Source organism: Oscillospiraceae bacterium, assembly GCA_025757685.1.
In the GTDB taxonomy this organism is placed as follows: domain Bacteria; phylum Bacillota; class Clostridia; order Oscillospirales; family Acutalibacteraceae; genus CAG-217.
In genome coordinates, this window is the sequence record CP107220.1 from 1,401,593 (window position 1) to 1,421,570 (window position 19,978).

General features: G+C 54.6%; 18 protein-coding genes. 12 read left to right on the forward strand and 6 right to left on the reverse strand.

The genetic code is table 11. From position 1 onward, the window contains the following. Nucleotides 1-2,025, forward strand: coding sequence for an ATP-dependent DNA helicase RecG (gene recG, locus OGM59_06490; GenBank protein ID UYI90350.1), 2,025 nt, complete (start codon nt 1-3; stop codon nt 2,023-2,025). Nucleotides 2,026-2,067: 42 nt separating this feature from the next. On the opposite strand, the gene OGM59_06495 is transcribed toward recG, so the two are convergent. The 3 genes from OGM59_06495 to prfB all read right to left on the reverse strand — a co-directional run bounded on the left by OGM59_06495 (nt 2,068) and on the right by prfB (nt 4,904). Beyond that, entirely contained in the window at nt 2,068-2,931 is an 864-nt protein-coding gene (locus tag OGM59_06495) for a polysaccharide deacetylase family protein (GenBank protein UYI90351.1), read from the reverse strand. A 101-nt stretch (nt 2,932-3,032) separates the two neighbouring features. Next, the gene (locus OGM59_06500) at nt 3,033-3,767 is read right to left on the reverse strand and encodes an MgtC/SapB family protein (protein UYI90352.1); all 735 of its coding nucleotides are present in this window, start codon (nt 3,765-3,767) and stop codon (nt 3,033-3,035) included. 6 nt (nt 3,768-3,773) lie between these two features. Then, nucleotides 3,774-4,904, reverse strand: a complete 1,131-nt coding sequence (prfB, locus tag OGM59_06505; GenBank protein UYI90353.1) for a peptide chain release factor 2 — start codon at nt 4,902-4,904, stop codon at nt 3,774-3,776. A 232-nt stretch (nt 4,905-5,136) separates the two neighbouring features. On the opposite strand from prfB, the gene OGM59_06510 reads away from it, so the two are divergent. The 5 genes from OGM59_06510 to tadA are packed head-to-tail and all read left to right on the forward strand — an operon-like array spanning nt 5,137 to nt 9,325. Continuing rightward, entirely contained in the window at nt 5,137-6,135 is a 999-nt protein-coding gene (locus OGM59_06510) for a DUF2628 domain-containing protein (GenBank protein ID UYI90354.1), read from the forward strand. Between the two features lie 24 nt (nt 6,136-6,159). Beyond that, nucleotides 6,160-7,032 (forward strand): UTP--glucose-1-phosphate uridylyltransferase GalU, encoded by an 873-nt coding sequence (gene galU / locus OGM59_06515; GenBank protein ID UYI90355.1) that lies wholly within the window; start codon nt 6,160-6,162, stop codon nt 7,030-7,032. A gap of 5 nt (nt 7,033-7,037) precedes the next feature. Continuing rightward, a complete protein-coding gene (locus OGM59_06520; GenBank protein UYI90356.1) occupies nt 7,038-7,661 on the forward strand; it encodes a hypothetical protein in 624 nt (207 codons plus the stop codon). Nucleotides 7,662-7,668: 7 nt separating this feature from the next. After that, nucleotides 7,669-8,835 carry a CPBP family intramembrane metalloprotease gene (locus OGM59_06525; GenBank protein ID UYI90357.1) on the forward strand — a complete coding sequence of 389 codons (1,167 nt, stop codon included), beginning with the start codon at nt 7,669-7,671 and terminating at the stop codon, nt 8,833-8,835. Between the two features lie 4 nt (nt 8,836-8,839). Next, nucleotides 8,840-9,325 carry a tRNA adenosine(34) deaminase TadA gene (tadA, locus tag OGM59_06530; protein UYI90358.1) on the forward strand — a complete coding sequence of 162 codons (486 nt, stop codon included), beginning with the start codon at nt 8,840-8,842 and terminating at the stop codon, nt 9,323-9,325. 101 nt (nt 9,326-9,426) lie between these two features. Here the strand turns inward: tadA and OGM59_06535 are convergent, their stop codons facing one another. Continuing rightward, a complete protein-coding gene (locus tag OGM59_06535; protein UYI90359.1) occupies nt 9,427-9,618 on the reverse strand; it encodes an alpha/beta-type small acid-soluble spore protein in 192 nt (63 codons plus the stop codon). Between the two features lie 354 nt (nt 9,619-9,972). Then, nucleotides 9,973-11,664 (reverse strand): PASTA domain-containing protein, encoded by a 1,692-nt coding sequence (locus tag OGM59_06540; protein UYI90360.1) that lies wholly within the window; start codon nt 11,662-11,664, stop codon nt 9,973-9,975. 183 nt (nt 11,665-11,847) lie between these two features. Here OGM59_06540 and OGM59_06545 point away from each other — a divergent pair, with 183 nt between their 5' ends. Both OGM59_06545 and prmA read left to right on the forward strand, forming a co-directional pair. After that, the gene (locus tag OGM59_06545) at nt 11,848-12,813 is read left to right on the forward strand and encodes an HD domain-containing protein (protein ID UYI90361.1); all 966 of its coding nucleotides are present in this window, start codon (nt 11,848-11,850) and stop codon (nt 12,811-12,813) included. 4 nt (nt 12,814-12,817) lie between these two features. Continuing rightward, nucleotides 12,818-13,756 (forward strand): 50S ribosomal protein L11 methyltransferase, encoded by a 939-nt coding sequence (gene prmA, locus OGM59_06550; GenBank protein ID UYI90362.1) that lies wholly within the window; start codon nt 12,818-12,820, stop codon nt 13,754-13,756. Between the two features lie 130 nt (nt 13,757-13,886). Here the strand turns inward: prmA and thrS are convergent, their stop codons facing one another. Further along, nucleotides 13,887-15,797, reverse strand: coding sequence for a threonine--tRNA ligase (thrS, locus tag OGM59_06555; GenBank protein ID UYI90363.1), 1,911 nt, complete (start codon nt 15,795-15,797; stop codon nt 13,887-13,889). Between the two features lie 516 nt (nt 15,798-16,313). Here thrS and rny point away from each other — a divergent pair. The 4 genes from rny (at nt 16,314) to OGM59_06575 (ending at nt 19,969) form a co-directional block, all read left to right on the forward strand. Beyond that, nucleotides 16,314-17,870 carry a ribonuclease Y gene (rny, locus tag OGM59_06560; GenBank protein UYI90364.1) on the forward strand — a complete coding sequence of 519 codons (1,557 nt, stop codon included), beginning with the start codon at nt 16,314-16,316 and terminating at the stop codon, nt 17,868-17,870. Nucleotides 17,871-17,920: 50 nt separating this feature from the next. Then, nucleotides 17,921-18,214 (forward strand): Dabb family protein, encoded by a 294-nt coding sequence (locus tag OGM59_06565; GenBank protein UYI90365.1) that lies wholly within the window; start codon nt 17,921-17,923, stop codon nt 18,212-18,214. Between the two features lie 217 nt (nt 18,215-18,431). Further along, the gene (locus OGM59_06570) at nt 18,432-19,202 is read left to right on the forward strand and encodes a Wzz/FepE/Etk N-terminal domain-containing protein (protein ID UYI90366.1); all 771 of its coding nucleotides are present in this window, start codon (nt 18,432-18,434) and stop codon (nt 19,200-19,202) included. A 2-nt stretch (nt 19,203-19,204) separates the two neighbouring features. After that, nucleotides 19,205-19,969: a CpsD/CapB family tyrosine-protein kinase gene (locus tag OGM59_06575; protein UYI90367.1), complete on the forward strand. Its 765-nt coding sequence runs from the start codon at nt 19,205-19,207 to the stop codon at nt 19,967-19,969. Nucleotides 19,970-19,978 lie beyond the last annotated feature (9 nt).

Consider the following 19,978-nt stretch of genomic DNA (forward strand, 5'->3'; position numbering starts at 1 on the left):
ATGGACCAGTTTTTAGAACGCGATATTCAATACCTGAAAGGTGTTGGCGACAAAAGAGCCCGGCTTTTTCATAAGCTGGGCATATTTGTCGTGGGGGACCTGGTGCGCTATTATCCTCGCACCTATGAGGACTGGAGCGTGACCACCCCTGCCGCCCAGGCGCCGGAGGGCACAACTGTGTGCGTGCAGGCCACCATGGTGACCCCCATGCGCACCCACCTGATCCGCAAGGGCATGACCCTCTACAAAGCGGATTTTACCGATGGGGAGACGCTGATCCATGTCACCCTGTTCAACACCAAATTCCTGGCAGAGAAGTTGCGTATGTACCAGGACTACCTGCTGCTGGGCAAGGTAGAGCGCAACTTCACCACCGTGCAGATGAACGCACCCAAGATTGAACCGCTCACCGCTGGGCGGATCCACCCCATTTACACCCAAACCGGCAGCCTAAATGCAAACCTGATCGCCAAGGCGGTAGACTACGCCTTGGCACACATGGCGCCGCTGCCGGACACCCTGTCCCCCGCCCTACGGGAAAAATACGGTCTGGAAGACCTGGACACGGCCGTGCGCAACATTCACTTTCCGTCCAATGCAAAAGCGCTGGAAGCGGCCCGGCGCCGGCTAATCTTTGAAGAACTGCTGACCCTGACTGTCGGATTGAAAAAACTTAAGGGGCGCAAGCGCACCCCCACCACCCGGGTCATTGAAAAAGACTGCACCGCAGCCTTTGCGGCCCGTCTGCCCTTTACCCTGACCGGCGCCCAGAGCCGGGCAGTGGCCCAGTGCATTGCCGACCTGCAAAGCGGCTATCCCATGAACCGACTGCTACAAGGGGATGTGGGCAGCGGCAAAACCGCCGTGGCTGCCGCTCTGCTGGACACGATGGTGCAAAACGGCTACCAGTGCGCCCTGATGGCACCCACGGAGATTTTAGCCACCCAGCACTATGCCACACTGCAAAAATTCTTTGCAGGCACAAACACCCGCCTATGCCTGCTCACCGGTGCCTGCACCGCCAAGGAGAAGCGACAAATGAAGGCAGATCTGCTGGAGGGCAATATACACATTGCGGTAGGCACCCACGCGCTGATTCAAAATGATGTGGAATTCGCCAACCTGGGGCTGGTCATCACCGATGAGCAGCACCGCTTTGGGGTGCAGCAGCGAGCGGATTTGGCCATGAAAGGTGAAGAAGTGCACACCTTGGTAATGAGTGCCACGCCCATTCCCCGTACCCTGGCCATGATGATCTACGGCGATCTGGACATATCCGTACTGGACGAGCTGCCCCCCGGGCGGCAGGAGATCCGCACCGATGTGGTCACCTCCGCCTACCACGCACGGATCTTTCGCTTTCTGCGTGCGGCGCTGGATCGGGGCGAGCAGGGCTATATCGTCTGCCCGTTAGTAGACGAGGGCGAAAGCGAGATGAAAGCCGCCACCGCCTACGCCGCCCAACTCAGCGAAACGGAGCTGTTTGGCTACAACTTAGGGCTACTCCACGGCAAAATGACCCCCAAGCAAAAGGACGCCATCATGCAGGCCTTTGCCCGGGGCGATGTGCAGGTACTGGTAACCACCACAGTGGTGGAAGTGGGCGTAGATGTACCCAACGCCACGGTGATGATCGTGGAGAACGCCGAGCGGTTCGGCCTGTCCCAGCTGCACCAGCTGCGCGGGCGCATTGGCCGCGGCAGCGCCAAAAGCTACTGCATACTGGTCAGCGACGCCAAGGGTGATACGGCCCGCCAGCGGCTGCTGACCATGAAAAAATACAGTGACGGCTTCCAGATTGCCGACGAGGACCTGCGGCTGCGCGGCCCCGGCGACTTCTTTGGCAAGCGGCAGCACGGTCTGCCGGAGCTGCGACTGGCAGATATGGTGGAGGATATGGACACCCTGCGCCTGTGCCGGGACTGTGCAGACACCATTTTGGCCGACGACCCCAATCTGGACAAACCGGAAAATCAGCCGCTGCTGACGGAAACGCAGGATCTGTTCCGCCGTAGCACCACATAAGAAACAAAGCAGACAGTGATTGCGATCACTGCCTGCTTTTTTCTATAATGCTGTGGTAAAGGTGTAGCCCTGGCTGCGGATACTGTCAATGGCCTGACCTAAAATCTCCGCATTGGTGGGACTGACGGCATGAAGTAGGAAGATGGCGCCCGGGTGGGTGCTCTCTGTCACCTTTTGCAGCGCCGCTGCCGGTTCCGCCACATTTTGGGTATCCCAATCTGCATAGGCAAAGCTCCAAAAGATACTCTTGTAGCCCAGCTCCTGTGCCAGCGCCAGCGTGTCCTCGCTAAACTCCCCCTTTGGAAAGCGGAAGTAAGTCATCTTGTACTGATAATTCTTCTCCATATACCGGTGCAGCACGGTGATCTCCTCTGTGGCTGCCGCGCGGGTCACCTCGTCCATAGTCAGGTGGCGATAGGTGTGGTTGCCCACTACATGACCCTCGGCAATCATGCGCTTGATCAGCGCCGGGTTTTGGCTGGCAAAGTCATAGGTCACAAAGAATATAGCATGGACTTGCTTCTCCTTTAGCGTGTCCAATATCTTGCCGCTGTATCCGTTCTCATACCCCTCGTCAAAGGTCAGGCACAACTGCTTTTTATTGTCCAGCAAGAAGCGAGCGTCCAGCGCGCCAAACTGCTTTTGCAGCCGTTCCGGCTCCTGCGGTCTGGCGTGGTCGGTAATGTTGCCCGGCCCCCACACCACCTTTTCCTTGCTGTAACTGCGGCTGCCCACATTGGTGGGGCGCACGGTGGTGTCCGCCGTCTTGGTCGCAGTGGTGGCAGAGGTGGTACTGGTGCCCGGATCGCCGGTTTGGTTCTCATTCTTTGCATTGCCCCGGCAGCCGGTAAACAGTACGGTGATCAGCGCTAAAGCCAGCAGCAAACTGCTGCATTTTTTGAGCATAAAAAACTCCCCTTTCAGCAATAGGTTGTGCTGAAAAGGGAGCAAATTCACCTGTTAAATTTTGATTAGCGAAAATTGGCGATGTTTGCAAAAACTGCAAATCATTCGTTAATAATATTCCACCCGGCGCGCAAAATGCCCTCATCCTTGCCAATGCGGTTAAGTACATTCTCAATGGCCTCATCGTTCTTCTTGGCGGCAGACACATAAGCGCGGATTTTGGTATTGCCGTCGTCCGTCTCCGAGGACTCCAAATTGTGCAAAATAATATCCCGCGCGTCCTTCAAAGCACTCATTAAATGGGCGCGAATATCCACCTCAAAGTTATCCAAACAGGTCACTGAGATTTTGTACATACACTCATCTTTGGCCCGCTTTTCTTTATCATAGCTGCGCAGCTTGTTAATCTTGTTGCTTAGCGGATGCAGCACCAGGTGCATCACCACCACAACCGCTGCCACAATCACCGCATACAGCACCTTGGGCAGGGTGCACAGAATGCCGATGGCCGCCGTGGTCCAAATGGTAGCGGCAGTGGACAGCCCGCGAATGTTGGTGCCGTCCCGCAAAATCAGGCCGGCGCCTAAAAAGCCCACACCGCTGACCACCTGGGCAGCCACACGGGTCAGGTCCGTGTTGTCCTGGTGGATCACAAAGGAAAACGCCGTGTAGGCATACGCCCCCACACACACGATCACATTGGTAAGTATACCCGCCTGGTGCTTGGTCCACTGGCGCTCCAGGCCTACAAAGAAGCCCAGAATAATGGCCAGCGCCAGTCGAATGGAAAACCCGGACAACGCCGTAATATCCATCAAATGCGCATAGCGTTCCATTTTAAATTAAGCCTCCGCTTTCTCTTCTGCCTCCTGGGCAGATTTTTGTTTTAAGTAAGCATTGATAAAGCCGTCAATATCCCCATCCATCACGGCGGTGATATTGCCCATCTCGAACCCGGTACGGTGATCCTTGGCCAGGGTATAGGGCATAAATACATAGGAACGAATTTGGGAGCCCCAGGCAATCTCTTTTTGATCGCCCTTAATGTCCTCAATGCGTTCCAAATTCTCCCGCTCTTTGATCTCCACCAGCTTGGACTTGAGCATACGCATGGCCACTTCCCGGTTTTGGTGCTGGCTGCGCTCAATCTGGCAGCTGACCACGATCCCGGTGGGAATATGGGTCAAGCGCACGGCAGAGGAGGTCTTGTTGACCTTTTGACCGCCGGCACCGGAAGCACGGTACACATCCATCTTAATATCTTCTTCACGGATCTCCACATTCACATCGTCGTCAATCTCCGGCATCACTTCAACGGACGCAAAGGAGGTATGCCGCCGACCGGAAGAGTCAAAGGGAGACACCCGCACCAAGCGGTGAATACCCATCTCGCCTTTTAAATAACCGTAGGCGTTCTCGCCCTCTACTAAAATCGTGGCGCTCTTAATCCCCGCCACATCGCCGTCCAGATAATCCAGCGTAGACACCTTGTAGCCATGGCGCTCGCCCCAGCGGTTGTACATACGAAAGAGCATTTCCGCCCAGTCCTGCGCCTCCGTACCGCCGGCACCGGCGTGGAAGGTCAGCAAGGCGTTTTTGCCGTCAAACTCGCCGCTGAGCAGGGTGGACAGGGTCATATCTTCAACGCGCGTTTCAATATCCTTAACAGAGGCGGTGCAGTCGTCCAGCAGGGACAGATCGCCCTCCTCGTCCGCCAGTTCAATCATCACCAGCGCGTCCTCATAGTCGCTTTTCAGGCTCTCATAGCCGGTGACCTTGGCCTTTAAGGAACCGATCTTTTGCATCACCTTTTGGCTGTTCTCCATATCGTCCCAAAAGTCCGGGGCGGCGCTCTCTTTCTCCAGCACCTCCACCTCGGCCTTTAAGCTGTCAATGGCCAGGGCTTCCTTTAAGTTTTCAATGGGCTTCTCGCTGTCCAGCAGCCGCAGCCGCAGTTCTTCAAATTCTACCATATCCACGCTCCGTGCAGTTCTCTGTATAAATTTATGATTATAACTGTAATATTATATATAAATCTCTGCTGCATTGCAAGGGCTTTACCGCTGATTTTACACCCGGGCACGGATTTTTGGCGGAATTGACGGTGCTTTCACACTTTGTTTAAGATATTTTAACCAAATCGTTGATTTATTGTGATAATCTAATGTATAATGATAAGAAAGCATATAGATCGAGGTACACAAAATGGCTTTGTATGAAAACAACAGCTGCCCGGTCTGCGGCAAGCAGTTCCAGCCGGGTGACGATATTGTTACCTGCCCGGAATGCGGCACACCCCATCACCGGGCGTGCTACCGGGAGCTGGGGCACTGCGCCCACCAGGCACTACACGGTGATGGATATACCTTTACCCCGGCGGATCCGCCTGCGGAGCAAAAATCAAGCGCGCCTGCCGACGATACCCACACCGCTGCCCCGGAGCAAAAAAAGAAATGCGTGGCCTGCAATGCCGAGCTGGACGGAGACGCCGTCTTTTGCACCCACTGCGGCGCTCGACAACCGGGTGCCGGCGAAAAGTATCGCCCGCCGATCCTGCAGGATACGACACCGGATCCCAGTCAATACCCGGGCACCATCGAGGGTGAAGCGGCCGCCGATGTGGCAGCGGTGGTACGCACCAACACCGGCTACTTCCTTTCCCGGTTCAGACGGAATAAAAAGGTCGGATGGAACTGGGCGGCCTTTCTCTTTGGCCCCTACTACCTGTTCTTCCGCAAAATGTATAAAGAGGGCACGGCGGCGCTGGCCATTCGCTTTGCCGCGTCACTGATTGTGCAGGGCGCCTACGCCAGCCAATTTGCCAAGCTCACCGACTTTATGAGCACCAACTACACTGCCCTTATGCAGGGCAAAATGCAACCGGACGCAGCGCTGGTGGAGCCCTTATACCCGGCTGTAGCCATCATGATGGGCGTAGGGCTGGCGATCCACCTGGTGATCGCCCTGTTTGCCAATCGTCTGTACCACAGAAAAGTATTTACCGTGCTACAAACGGTGGATGATCGACTGCAGGACGGCGCCATCTTTCGTCAAGCGCCTATGCTACCGGAGCAAATGCGTCTGACCCAGGATGAAATGCGCCGCATGTATCTGTCCAAAATGGGCGGCACCAGCGTGTTTGCGCCAATTATGGCGTTTCTAATCTTGGATATGATCTCCGGACTGCTGTCCAGCATATTGTAAAAATACCGAACGAGGAAAAGAAAAATGAAAATTAAAAAAGCAATCATTCCCGCAGCAGGGCTGGGCACGCGCGTGCTCCCCGCTTCCAAAGCCGTGCCCAAGGAAATGCTCAACATTGTGGATAAACCCGCCATTCAGTACATCGTAGAGGAGGCGTTCGCCGCCGGGATCGAGGATGTGCTGATCATCACCAACCGGGGCAAGGGGGTTATTGAGGACCACTTTGACCACGCGGTAGAGCTGGAGCACAAGCTCTCTGGGGATCCAAATAAGGCGGATCTGTATCGAGACGTGCTGCAATGCTCTCAAATGGGCAATATTTATTTTATCCGCCAAAAGGAGACCAAGGGTCTGGGTCACGCGGTGCTGTGCGCCAAGAACTTTGTAGGTAACGAGCCTTTTGCGGTGCTGTATGGGGACGATGTAATCATCAGCGACGACCCGGTCACCGGCCAGCTTTGCCGCGCCTATGAGAAATACGGCAAGGGCGCTGTTGGCGTAAAGGAAGTGCCCACGGCGGATATTACCAAATACTGCTCCCTGGCGGTTGCGCCGCTGGAGGGCAACTGCTTTACCTGCACGGATATGATCGAAAAGCCCCGGCCGGAGCAGGTAATGAGCAACTACTCCATTCTGGGCCGGGTGGTGCTGCCTCCCTCTATTTTTGAGATTTTGGAGCACACCCCCAACGGCGCCGGCGGCGAATTGCAGTTGACGGACGCCATGCGCACCCTGGCGCGGCAAGAGGGCGTAGTGGCTGTGGACTACAACGGCACCCGCTACGATATGGGCAACAAATTCGGCATTTTGCAGGCCAATATTGAGGTAGGTCTGCAGCACCCGGAGACCGGTGCCCGCCTGAAAGAATACATCAAGAACTTAGCAAAGGAACTTTAATACTTATGATCAAACTGGAACGCACTTCCGTCACCAATTTTGACAATGCCATGCGCGGTGCCCGCAATCCCATGAACTCCTGGGGTCGTTACGACTCCTACTATGACGAAGACGGCAACTTTGTCTTTGGTCCCAACGATCTGAGCCTGGCCAAGCGCCTGTGCAAGGCCGGCACCGACCACCGCAAATTCATTCGTATGATCTTTGTCACCGTGGATGTAACCGCCCCCATGTACTGGTGGAAAGAGTATGACACCTACAAGGTGGGGACCGTTGCCAATTCCACCTCCACCATGCACAAAATTGCCTCCAAGCCCTTTGAGTTGGCGGATTTCTCCGTAGATCACATGGATCAGCGGGGGCTGGACGCAATGGAAAAGGTAATCCGCACCCTGGAGCAGCTGCGTCTGGAATACCTGGAGACCAAGGACAAACAGACCTGGTACACCATGATCCAGCTGCTACCCAGCTCCTATAACCAAATGCGCACCTGTACGCTAAACTATGAGACCTTAGCCAATATTTATTTTGCCCGCCGCAGCCATAAACTGGAGGAGTGGCACACCTATTGCGACTGGGCGCTGGAGCTGCCTTACTTTAAGACCCTGATTGCAGATACAAAGGACTGACAACACCATGAACCAACAATACGATCCGTTCGGCAGACCCACAAACGGCGCTGTGCCGCCCAATAACGGTCAAACGCCGCCCGGTCAAAACCCCTACAATAACTACAACAATCCCGGCGGTTATCCGCCCCCGGGCACCGGCTACCGACCGCCGTATGGCACCTATGGGCAGGACCCTCGGCAGGCTGCCTACTTTCAGCGGGAGAACCGGCGTCGCCTGGCGCTGCGCTCCCAAAAGCAGGAATTGCGCCGCTTTGGCAACTGCATTGGACTGGCGATTTTAGCCTACTTCATCTTACAACTGCTGTTTTCCCAGCTGCTATCTGTATTGCACCTGAAGGATATCTATGAAGGCTCAACGGTTTTTCAAAGCTGCTTTAGCCTGCTGTTCATCTCCGTTTGCAGCGTGGCGGTTCCCTTTGGCGTAATGGCACTGATCAACCGCCGCCGCTACACCGGTCCGGTGATCCCCACCCGCTCCCTGCGCCCCGGTCAAATGGCGTTATGGGTCAGTTTTGGTATGCTGTGTTGCGTGGGTGCCAACTTTGCGGTCACCTTTGGAGTGATCCCGCTGTTTAAGGCCTTTGGCTATGGGCTGACCTCCAACAGCGCCGGCGATCCCACCTCCGTTTTTGCCTGCGTGATCGCCTTAATCGGCACGGCCATCGTACCGGCTATTTGTGAGGAATTCGCCATGCGATGCTGCTGCGTACAATTGCTGCGCAAATATGGCAATGGCTTTGCGGTGCTGAGCATCAGCATCGTATTCGGCCTGCTCCATGGCAATGTGATCCAATTTGTCTTTGCTTTTTTGGTGGGCCTGATTTTGGGCTATATCACCGTCAAAACCGACAGCGTAGTGCCTGCGATTCTGGTGCACGCACTGAATAACGGTATGTCCGTAGTCGCCAGCATTGTGCGCTACGCTGCCACCGACACGGCCGCCGACTCCGTCACCGTGGGTATGTATGTGTTTTGGCTGCTGGTAGGCGCTGCCGCCACCATTTACCTACTGGTAAAAAAACAGCTGTACACCCCCAAAACCCAAGTTGCACCGAACCCGGAAGCCCCAACCTTTGGCCAGTGCATGGGCGCGTTTTTTGGCACCCCGGGTATGATCGTTTCCTTTATTCCGCTGATGGTATTGACCATCTTTTCCATTCAAAAGCTGTGATTTTATGACAACGGATCAACAATTTATGTCCCGGGCGCTGGAACTGGCCCGGCAGGCCGCGCTGGAGGGTGAAGTACCCGTTGGCGCCGTGGTGGTGCTGGACGGCCGGATCATCGGCGAGGGACGCAACCGGCGAGAAAAGAGCCGCAACGCCTTGTCCCATGCAGAATTAGAGGCCATTGACGCTGCCTGCAAAGCCTTAAACGGCTGGCGATTGTGGCAATGTGATTTATATGTCACATTGGAGCCTTGCCCCATGTGCGCCGGTGCCATCATCAATGCCCGCCTGCGCCGGGTGATCTACGGCACCGCGGACCCTAAGGCCGGGTCCTTTGGCTCCGTGATCGACTTTAATTCCCTGCCCTATAACCACAAGCCGGAACTGGTGTCCGGTGTGCTGCAAGTGGAATGTGCCGGCGTGCTCAGCGACTTCTTTGCCACCCTTCGGGCTCGCCGCAAAGCAGAGTCCGCAACCAAAACAGAATCATAAAAAAAAACACGGAAGCACCGTTTGGCGCCTCCGTGCCTTTTTTTTGCGGCTTACGCCGCCGGGAGCCGCCCTGCACGCGGCTCAGTTCTACATTTGTCCGCTTATTTCATGGACTCTTCGTAGGCCTTGATCATTTTCTTAACCATCTGGCCGCCTACGGAACCGGCCTGCTTAGAAGTCAGGTCGCCGTTGTAGCCCTGCTTCAGATTTACGCCCACTTCAGAAGCAGCTTCCATCTTAAAACGGTTCAGGGCTTCCTTAGCCTCGGGCACAACACTCTTGTTGCTTGCCATTGCGAATACACTCCTTTTTCGTAAACTTGCGTTTGCACCAATAGTGTATGTGTCGCAAAGACAAATAAAACTGAAAAATTTTTACAGTTGGCTGGCAACGAAGCGTTTCGTTTTGCCATCTGTTTTTTTATTTTTGTACAAATGACGCAGTCGCGCATTCGCCGGGAAACATTTGTTGTAATCCCACCCGGAGAGCGGCCGGAAGGGATAACCCACCGCTTTCTCGCTTAAATGCCCGCGGCGCTACGGCAAGTGCACGGTGCTAAAGTTGATGATGTGCTTATGAAATGCACGGCGGCGGAGTCAAAAGACTCCGCCGCCATATTGTACGCATTCTTTTTTCCGTTTATCTGATTACTGCACTTCCTGCACGGTGGTCTCCGGCTTCGTTGTGCTTTCCGGCTCCGTGGTAGTCTGTTCGGCGCCGTACACCTGAAGCACTACCTCGCTGCCCACGGCAGCAGTGCTTTTGGCGTCCGGGGTCATACCGTACACGCTCTTCACGGTGCCCTCTTTATAGCTGCCGTCGTTATAGACAGTTACCGTGGTCACCTTAAAGCCCTTTGCCTCCAACTGCTTCTTGGCCTCTGCCACATCCAGACCGCCTACATCCGGCACTTCCTCTGTCTGAATTCCCTTGCTCACCGTCAACACAATCTGCGTGCCCTGGGCCACACTCTCGCCCTTCTTCACGCTTTGCGCGATGATTACACCTTCCGCTGCTTTGTCTGAATACTGGGCGTCATAGGTGATGGAAAACTGCTTGTTCCATGCGCCGTTGTTCTTAATGTCACTCTGGGTGTACCCGGCAGACACAAAGTCCGGCACAGTATAATTTACAGAGGAGACAGTCTGCGTGGTATTCTCTCTGCCATCCACCAGGCCGGAAAACTTTACCACATAAATACCCGCTGCCACGGCAGCCACAATCAGCACCACCAAAATAATAATGACGGTCTTATTTTTGCCGCCCTTGGGCTTCTCTGTCGGAGGGGCGCTGTGGCGCACATCCGGCTGGGGTGCAGGTTGAGGCTTTGGCTCCGGCTGGGGCGGCTGGGCTGCTTCCGCTGCTTGCGCCACCACAGAAGGTGCCGCATTCAGCAGCTCCCGCAGACGTGCTGCGCTCTGTGCCCGGTTCTCCGGGTAGATCTGCAACCCGGCGCCAAGAGCACGAATCACATGGGTGGGAATACTCTCGGCGATCTTGTTGGGAATCATCAGCTTGTCATTGGTCTCTCTGGACGGAGCATCCGGCGGATTGCTACCCACTAATGCCCGATAAATACAGGCGGAAAAGGCATAAATATCCGTAGCCGGGCACATTTTGCGGTCATTGTCGTACTGCTCAATGGCGGTGTAGCCCTCGTTCAAATTAAATTCCAGATCCGACTGCACCGTATTGCACTGGGCGATACAAAAGCCCTTGAGGCGCACCTTACCGTCCGGGCACAGCAGCAGATTGTCCGGCGTAATGGAGCCGTGGATCACACCCCGGTCATGGAGTGCCTCCAGGGTGGTGAGCACCGGCATAAACATAATGCGCGCCTGCTCCCAAGAAATGTAGCCCTCCGGGGTGCGCAGCAAAAATTCCCGCAAGGGCACGCCGTCCACCGGCTGAGACACGGCATACACCGTCTCGTTGGCAGGAAACACATCATACACCGGCAGTGCCGCCGCCAGGGTGCGCAGCTGCATCATGGTCTGCCACAAAGTAGTAAAAGACCGCTTATAGCCGTCAAAATTCTTACGAAAACGCTCCCGCACATGCACATCCCGGTTGCCCTCCAACCGATTGGCAATGCCCTTGGGCAGGAACTCCCGCACCACACAAGGCGCCTGCAAAGTACGATCATAGGCGGCATACACCGCAGCGTCACTCTCCCAAGCCTGCACATGGCCCAGTACATATCGGTCCTGAAGCACCGTGCGCAGGGGCAGAAAGCTGGTGTCGTTCTCCTGATCGTTATCAAACCCGCAGCCGGGGCAAACGCTGCCTGCGGTCAGGGGCGCAAAACAATTCATACACAGTCGATCTGTATTTTCCAAAAAAGATCCCTCCAAATCAAGACCTTATACTATAGCAGTTTTATAATAACAGCCGGTTGATTTTTTGTCAACCGCACTTTCGTAAACAATCGGTAAACATCCCCTACCCCGCCGGTTGAAACCGCGCATCTTTTCGTGTATAATGAGGGATACAGAACAAATGAACCGAAGGAGTTTTTGAATATGAATTTTAAGCAGTTGCCAAACGGCATGTGCGAGGGCTTTGCCCTACTGAAAAAATGCGATGTAAAAAAGACCAAAAACGGCGCCGCCTACCTGGATCTTGTACTGGGAGACAAAAGTGATGAGTTGCCTGCCAAGCTGTGGGACTATACGGACAACGGCCTGTTTGCCCCGGATATGGTGGTCAAGGTGCGGGGCACTGTGGAGCAGTATAACGGTCGGGATCAGTTCCGCATTTCTCAGATCCGCCCGGCAGCGGACAGCGACAACTACAACCTGTCCGATCTGGTGCCCGCCAGCGAGGTGGGCGGCACCCAGATCTATGATATGCTGATGCGCCGGGTAAATGCCTTTCAGGACGCGGATTTTAAGGCCATTGTATCCGGCATTATGGAGGACCATAAGGAGGCACTGGTGCGCTATCCTGCCGCCCTGCGGCTGCATCACGCCATAGTGGGCGGGTTGATGCTGCACACCGTGTCCATCGTGCGTCTGGCCGAATCCCTGTGCCAGATTTACCCCAATGTGGATAAAGAGCTGCTGCTCTCCGGTGCCATTCTCCACGATGTGGCCAAGACATGGGAACTGGAGGCGAACAACCTGGGGTTGGTCAAGGGCTATACCACCGAGGGTGAACTGATCGGTCACTTGGTCAAGGGCGCTATGTATATTGATGAAAAGGCACGCGACCTGGGCGTGGCACCGGAAAAGGCGGCACTGCTGGAACACATGCTATTGTCCCACCACGGTCAGCCGGAGTACGGCTCCCCCGTGCGGCCCATGTTCCTGGAGGCGGAGATTCTCTCTCAGCTGGACGCACTGGACGCCACAATTTTTGAAATTCACGCTGCCACCTCCAAGGTGGAGCCGGGCAAATTTACCGACCGGCAGTGGGCGCTGGACAATCGCAAGCTGTTTAACCACGGCCGCACCACCACCGAGCACAAGGTTAACTTAGGAGAATAACACAATGGAAGTAACGCAAGAAAAGTGGACAGAGATCACCGTCACCGTGGATACAAAAGACATTGAGACCGCCGGCAACATTGCCAATATGGTAGTGCCTTACGGCATTTATATTGAGGATTACTCTGCTCTGGAAGAGGAGACCATGGAGATCGCCCATATTGATCTGATTGAGGCGTCTCTGCTGCAAAAGGACCGCACCAAGGGCATTATCCACATTTATATCAGCCCGGAGGAGAACCCGGCAGAGGCCGTTTCTTTCTTAGAGGAGCGGCTGCAAAGCGCCGGTATCGCCTACACCCTGGGCACGGACCTGTGCGCCATGGAGGACTGGGTAAACAACTGGAAAAAATATTTTCACCCTATGCCGGTAGGCGACAAGCTGCTGATCCGCCCCACCTGGGAGGACGCAGACCCCACAGACGGCCGCAAGGTACTGCACATTGAGCCGGGCCTGGCCTTTGGCACCGGGTCGCACCCCACCACCCGCCTGTGTCTGGAAACGCTGGAAAAGGTGGTCACCCCCGGCGCTACAGTACTGGACATCGGCTGCGGCAGCGGTATTCTTTCCATTGCCGCCCTACTGCTGGGTGCGCAAACTGCCTTTGGCGTAGATATTGACAAACTGGCGGTCAAGACTGCCAACGCCAATGCGCTGGAGAACGGCTTTGGCCCGGATCGGTTCACAGCCGTGGAGGGCAATCTGTCCGACAAAGTCAACGGGCAGTACGATATTATTGTAGCCAATATTGTGGCAGACATTATTATGCAGTTCAATCCCCAGGTGGCGCAGTTCTTAAAGCCCGGCGGCACCTACATTACCGGCGGTATTATCGATGTGCGGGAGGACGAGGTGCTGGCCTCTTTCGCCGCCAACGGCTTTACCGTGCAGCAGCGCTTTGAAGACAAAGGCTGGCTGGTATTTGTATTAAAGCACGAATAAGTTCGGCCTCCACTGACCGAAAAAGCAGCCATCGGCAGTTGCAGACCCTACCGACTCTCTACGCTATCCGATTACATCACACACAAAAACGCCCTGTACAAGCTGTACAGGGCGTTTTTGTTGCCGTTTTTTATTTTGCCTTCGTGGCGATCTCCTGGGTAATGCGGGCAATAAAGTCCTCCAGGCTGGAAGCACCCTCGTCGCCGTCCTTTCTGGAACGAACGGACACGGTGCCGGCCTCAATATCCTTGTCGCCGGCCACCAGCATATAGGGCACCTTCTCCATCTGCGCAGAGCGGATCTTAAAGCCGATCTTCTCGCTGCGGTCATCCACCTCGCAGCGAATACCGGCAGCCTCCAGCTTTGCCTTCACGGTGTTCAAATAGTCAATATGACGGTCCGCGATGGGCAGCAGCTTCACCTGCACCGGCGCCAGCCAGGTGGGGAACGCACCGGCAAAGTGCTCGGTCAAAATACCGATAAACCGCTCAATGCTGCCGAATACCACACGGTGGATCATAATGGGACGGTGCTTCTCGCCGTCCGCGCCCACATATTCCAACTCAAACCGCTCCGGCAGCTGGAAGTCCAGCTGAATGGTGCCGCACTGCCAGGTACGACCCAAGCAATCGGTCAGGTGGAAGTCCAGCTTGGGGCCGTAGAATGCGCCGTCGCCCTCGTTGACCTCAAAGTCATAGCCAAGCTCAGTAATGGCGTCCCGCAGGGCCTGGGTAGCAATGTCCCAGTCCTCCTTGGCGCCCATAGAGTCCTCCGGCTGGGTGGACAGTTCAATGTGATACTTAAAGCCAAAGGTGCTGTACACACTGTCGATCAGCTGTACCACGCCCTTGATTTCGTCCTTAATCTGCTCCCGGGTCATAAAGATGTGGGCATCGTCCTGGGTAAAGCAACGCACCCGCATCAACCCATGCAGTGCGCCGGACAGCTCATGCCGGTGCACAATGCCCAGCTCGCCCATACGCAGAGGCAGATCCTTGTAGGAGTGCATTTTGTTCTTATACACCAAAATACCGCCGGGGCAGTTCATAGGCTTAATGGCAAAGTCCTCATCGTCAATAACGGTGGTGTACATATTCTCTTTATAGTGATCCCAGTGACCGCTGCGCTCCCACAGCTTGCGGCTGAGGATAATGGGGGTAGAGATCTCCTGATACCCGGCAGCCGTGTGGATCTGGCGCCAGTAGTCGATCAACTGGTTCTTGAGGATCATACCCTTGGGCAGGAAGAACGGGAACCCGGGACCTTCCTCCATAATGGTAAACAGCTCCAGCTCCTTGCCCAGCTTGCGGTGATCCCGCTTCTTGGCCTCCTCCAGCATTTGCAGGTGGGCCTCCAGCATAGACGCTTTGGGGAATGCAGTACCGTACACGCGGCAGAGCATTTTATTCTGGGCGTCGCCCCGCCAGTAAGCGCCGGTGGTGTTGGTTAACTTAAAGGCCTTTACGGCGGCAATGCTCATCAGATGAGGACCGGCGCACAGCTCGGTAAACTCACCCTGCTTGTAAAAGCTAATGTGCTCGCCCTTGCCGGCGTGCTCGGCGATCAGTTCTACCTTATACGGCTCGCCTTTCTCCTCCATCAGCGCCGTGGCCTCCGCCGGGGGCAGCTCAAAGCGCTCGATTTCCGGATTTTCCTTCACAATCTTCTTCATTTCCGCCTCGATCTTAACCAGATCGTCGGTGGTAAAGGGCGTGTCGCCGCAGTCGAAGTCATAATAAAAGCCGTTCTCAATGGCCGGGCCGATGGTCAGCTTCACCTGCGGGTACAGGCGCTTAACCGCCTGGGCCATAATATGAGATGCGGTGTGGTTAAAGGTGCGGCGGCCGTCCTCCTCATCAAAGGTCAGCACTTCAAAGGCGCAGTCGTCGCTGACGGTGGTGCGCAAGTCCCGCACCTGGCCGTCGATCCGGCAGCAGCAGGCTGCACGGTACAGACCCATAGAAATGTCCTTTGTAATGTCCGCCGCCGTCATGGGTGCGTCATACACCTTAACGGAGCCGTCCTTTAGTGTAATGTTCATAACAATTCCTCCAAAAAATAAAAAATCACCCTGCATACACAGGGTGAATGAAGATCCACGGTTCCACCTGAATTGCACAGCAAGATGCTGTACCTCAAGGCCCGGATAACGGCAGGCGACCGGCCGGTATTGGCGGCGCTCCGGGGTGGTAAGCGACAGCTGCACCGTGTGCCCTTGCAGCGTACAGGCACTCTCTGAAAAACGGCAAAAAAGCGGCGCTCTTGTCCCCATCAAAGCTTTCTCTATTTCTTATGGCTTATAGTAGCACCTTTTACCGTCCCTGTCAACCGAAACGGCCGAATTTTTTGCCTTTTCCTCCGCCTCCGGCGCAAACAAAAACTTGACAGATACCATATATAGGTGTATTATTATACAGAAGTTTTACATTTTGTTATGTAAGGCTTCTTTACAGAAATGCGTTAAAATGTAATTAAACTGTACCTTTTCTGATGATATTCGATTCGAGAGTTCCATCTCAAAAACGAGAAATTTATGCAGAAGGAGGTGCTGTTGATTATGAGTAATGTTGTGATTCCGGTGATCGTAGGCGCGGTTTGCGCCGTTGTTTTTGCCGTTTTAGGTTTCGTTTTGGGTGTGGCGCATCGCCGCAAGACCGCAGAGAAAGAGATTGGCTCTGCCACCCAAGAAGCCACCAAGATCATCAATAACGCTTTGGCCGAGGCAGAAGCTTCTAAGAAAGAAAAAGTATTGGAAGCCAAGGACGAAGTGCACAAGCTCCGCTCCGACGCAGACCGGGATATCCGCGAGCGCAGGAACGAAGTGCAAAGACAGGAAAAACGCCTGAACCAGAGAGAAGAATATCTGGACAAAAAAGCGGATTCCCTGGAAGCAAAAAATGATAAAATCAGCGAAAAGCAAAAAGAACTTGAAAACAAATTACTCGAAGTCGATGGCATCAAGAAAAGCCAGTTTGATATGCTGGAGCGTATTTCAGGTCTGACCCAGGAGGAAGCAAAAAATCAACTGCTGGCCTCTCTGGAAGAAGAACTGGACACGGAAAAGAGCAAAAAAATCCTCGAATATGAGCAGATGACCCGGGACCAGAGCGAAGTGCTGGCGCGGGAGATCATCGGCACCGCCATTCAGCGCTGCGCCGCCGATCACACGGCAGAGACCACCGTCTCCGTTGTGGCACTGCCCAATGACGAGATGAAAGGCCGCATCATCGGCCGTGAGGGGCGCAACATCCGCTCCATTGAGTCCATTACCGGCGTTGAATTGATCATTGACGACACGCCGGAAGCCATCACCGTCAGCGCCTTTGACCCGGTGCGCAGAGAGATTGCCCGCCTGACCTTGGAGCGACTGATCCAGGACGGCCGCATTCATCCCACCCGCATTGAGGAGCTGTACGAAAAGGCCAAGCGCGAGGTAAATGCCACCATTAAGCAGGAGGGCGAGAAGGCTGTACTGAAAGCCAACTGCGGTTCCATTCACCCGGAGCTGGTGCGCCTGCTTGGGAAATTGAAATACCGCACTTCCTACGGCCAGAGCGTGCTCAAGCACAGCCTGGAAGTGAGTTATATTGCCGGGCTGATGGCTGCGGAACTGGGTGCTGATGAGCGCCTGGCACGCCGCGCAGGTCTGCTGCACGACATCGGCAAGGCTTTGGATCACGAGATGGAAGGCAGCCATATTGCCCTGGGCGTGGAATTTGCCCGCAAGTATAAAGAGAGCGAAGCCGTTGTGCACGCCATTGAGGCGCATCACGGTGATGTAGAGTGCAAGACCGTGGTCGCCTGCCTGGTTCAGGCGGCAGACGCCGTATCTGCCTCCCGTCCCGGCGCCCGCCGTGAGAATGTGGAGAACTACATTAAGCGCCTGCAACAGCTGGAGGAGATCTCTTGCAGCTTTGAGGGCGTGGAGCGCGCTTACGCCATACAGGCCGGCCGTGAGGTCCGCGTGATGGTGAAGCCGGAAGTGGTATCCGACAGCCGTATGCCTTTTGTGGCCCACGAGATTGCCAAGAAGATCGAGTCCGAGATGGAATACCCCGGCCAGATCAAGGTCAATATTATTCGTGAGTCCCGTGCTTCCGATGTGGCAAAATAACAAACAAAAGGGACGGTCTTTCCGTCCCTTATTTTTTTGGAGGAATCGCAATGATCAAACATATTGTATGCTTTAAGCTGGCTGACCCCGCCCCGGCAAATTGCCAAAAGGCAGCGGAAGTGCTCCGCTCCATGGATGGCAATGTACCGCTGCTGCGTGGGATTGAAGTGGGGGTCGATGAGCTGCGCTCCGGGCGCTCCTACGATGTGATCCTGCAGGTACTGTTGGACGATATGGCCGCTTTGGACGCCTATCAGCAGGACCCGTACCACTGCGGCGTGGTCAAGAAACACATGCACGCCGTGGCAGAAAACAGCATTGCCATGGATTACACGGTGGAATAAAAACAAGATCGCCGCACCGGCAGATAGTCACTATGGGACTATCTGCCATTTTTTTGCCTTTTTTTATCGTGGAAATAGACAAAAAACAAGTGCCATTTTTGCCGCTTTGCCGAAAATATGTCGCTGTCCCCGCCTTGCATTGACACGACCCCTCCAAAATGATAAAATGAATGTATCTATATAATATATAAATTTATATATAAAAGAGGAGCAAATTATGGACCAAACCAAGGAAATTGACATTGATCTGAAAAAGATCTTCTTTATGATGCGCAAGAAGGTCGTTTACATTCTGCTGTTCACCCTGCTGGGGGGCATTGCCGCCGGTTGCTTTACCGAGTTCTTTATCGACCAAAAGTACACCGCCAAAATCTCCTTGTATGTGTACAGTGATATGGATCAGCTAAGCACCCAAAGTTCCATCAGTTACAACGACTACACCGCCTCCACCGCTTTGGTGAAAAGCTACCTTGCCGTGCTGGAGAGCGACGCAGTGCTGGACAAGGTAGCGGAAAAAGTAGGGCTAACGGACGGCAGCACCATTAAGAACAGCATTACCACTTCCCAGGACGAGGACACCAATGTGTTTTATGTGTCCGTCACCACGACCAATCCCAAAACCAGTCAATCCATTGCCAACGCCGTAGCGGAGGTGGCTCCCGGTGAGATTGCCCGGATCATCAAAGCCGGCGGCGCCAACGTGATCGACTATGCCAAGGAACCAAAGACCCCCTCCTCCCCCAATTTAAAGAAAAATATCTTTCTGGGGCTGTTAATTGCCTTTGCCGTCTCCTTCGTTTACTTCTTTGTACGCGAGGCGTTTAATGCCACCATCACCTCTGTAAAGGATCTGGAGCGTGAATTCCAAATTCCGGTACTGGGCACCATTCCCCGCTTGGTGGCCACCCGCGACAAGCAGGCACCGCCTACAGACAGCGGCCAAATTGCCCCGCCGGAACCCCCTGTATCCATGAAAGGAGATGCGTAACCATGGCACTGAGACGCAACAAGAAAAACCCGGACGAGCGCGGGTTCAGCCGTAACGATCAAAAGAAAATGCTGGCAGCAGACACCCCCTTTGTGATCAAAGAGGCCTACAATACCATCCGTACCAGCCTGCTGTTTACCCAAAAGGGTGAAAGTTGTCCGGTATTCGTGGTCACCAGTCCGGACGCCAACAACGGCAAAACCATCAACACCATTAACCTGGCTATCAGCTTTGCCCAAATGGGCAAGCGCACCCTGATCATTGACTCAGATATGCGCAACCCCACCATTCATCGTATGTTCAATATTCCGGTGACCAACGGCCTGTCTGAAATATTGGCCGGGCTGACAGACAACATCACTGTATCCAAGACCAATGTGGAAAATTTATCCATTCTCTCCTCCGGCAAAATCCCGCCCAATCCGGCAGAGTTGCTAGCCAGCTCCAGAATGGATCTGCTGCTGAGTTTTGTCAAGGGGCATTACGACTGCGTGTTTATCGACACCCCGCCGATTAACCTGGTAACGGACGCCAGCGCCTTTGCAGGCAAGGTCACCGGCTATGTGATGATCGTTAAGGCCGGCAATACGGACATTCCCGAGGTGCGATCCGCCGTTGACGCGCTGGAAAGCATCGGCGCGGAGGTGGTGGGCTTCATCCTCAATGACGCCACCCCGGACCGAAAGAAATACTACTCCTACTACCATAAATATGGCCAAAAGTACAAATACGGCTACGACTACGGTTACAGCTACAACTACAAATAAACACAGGAA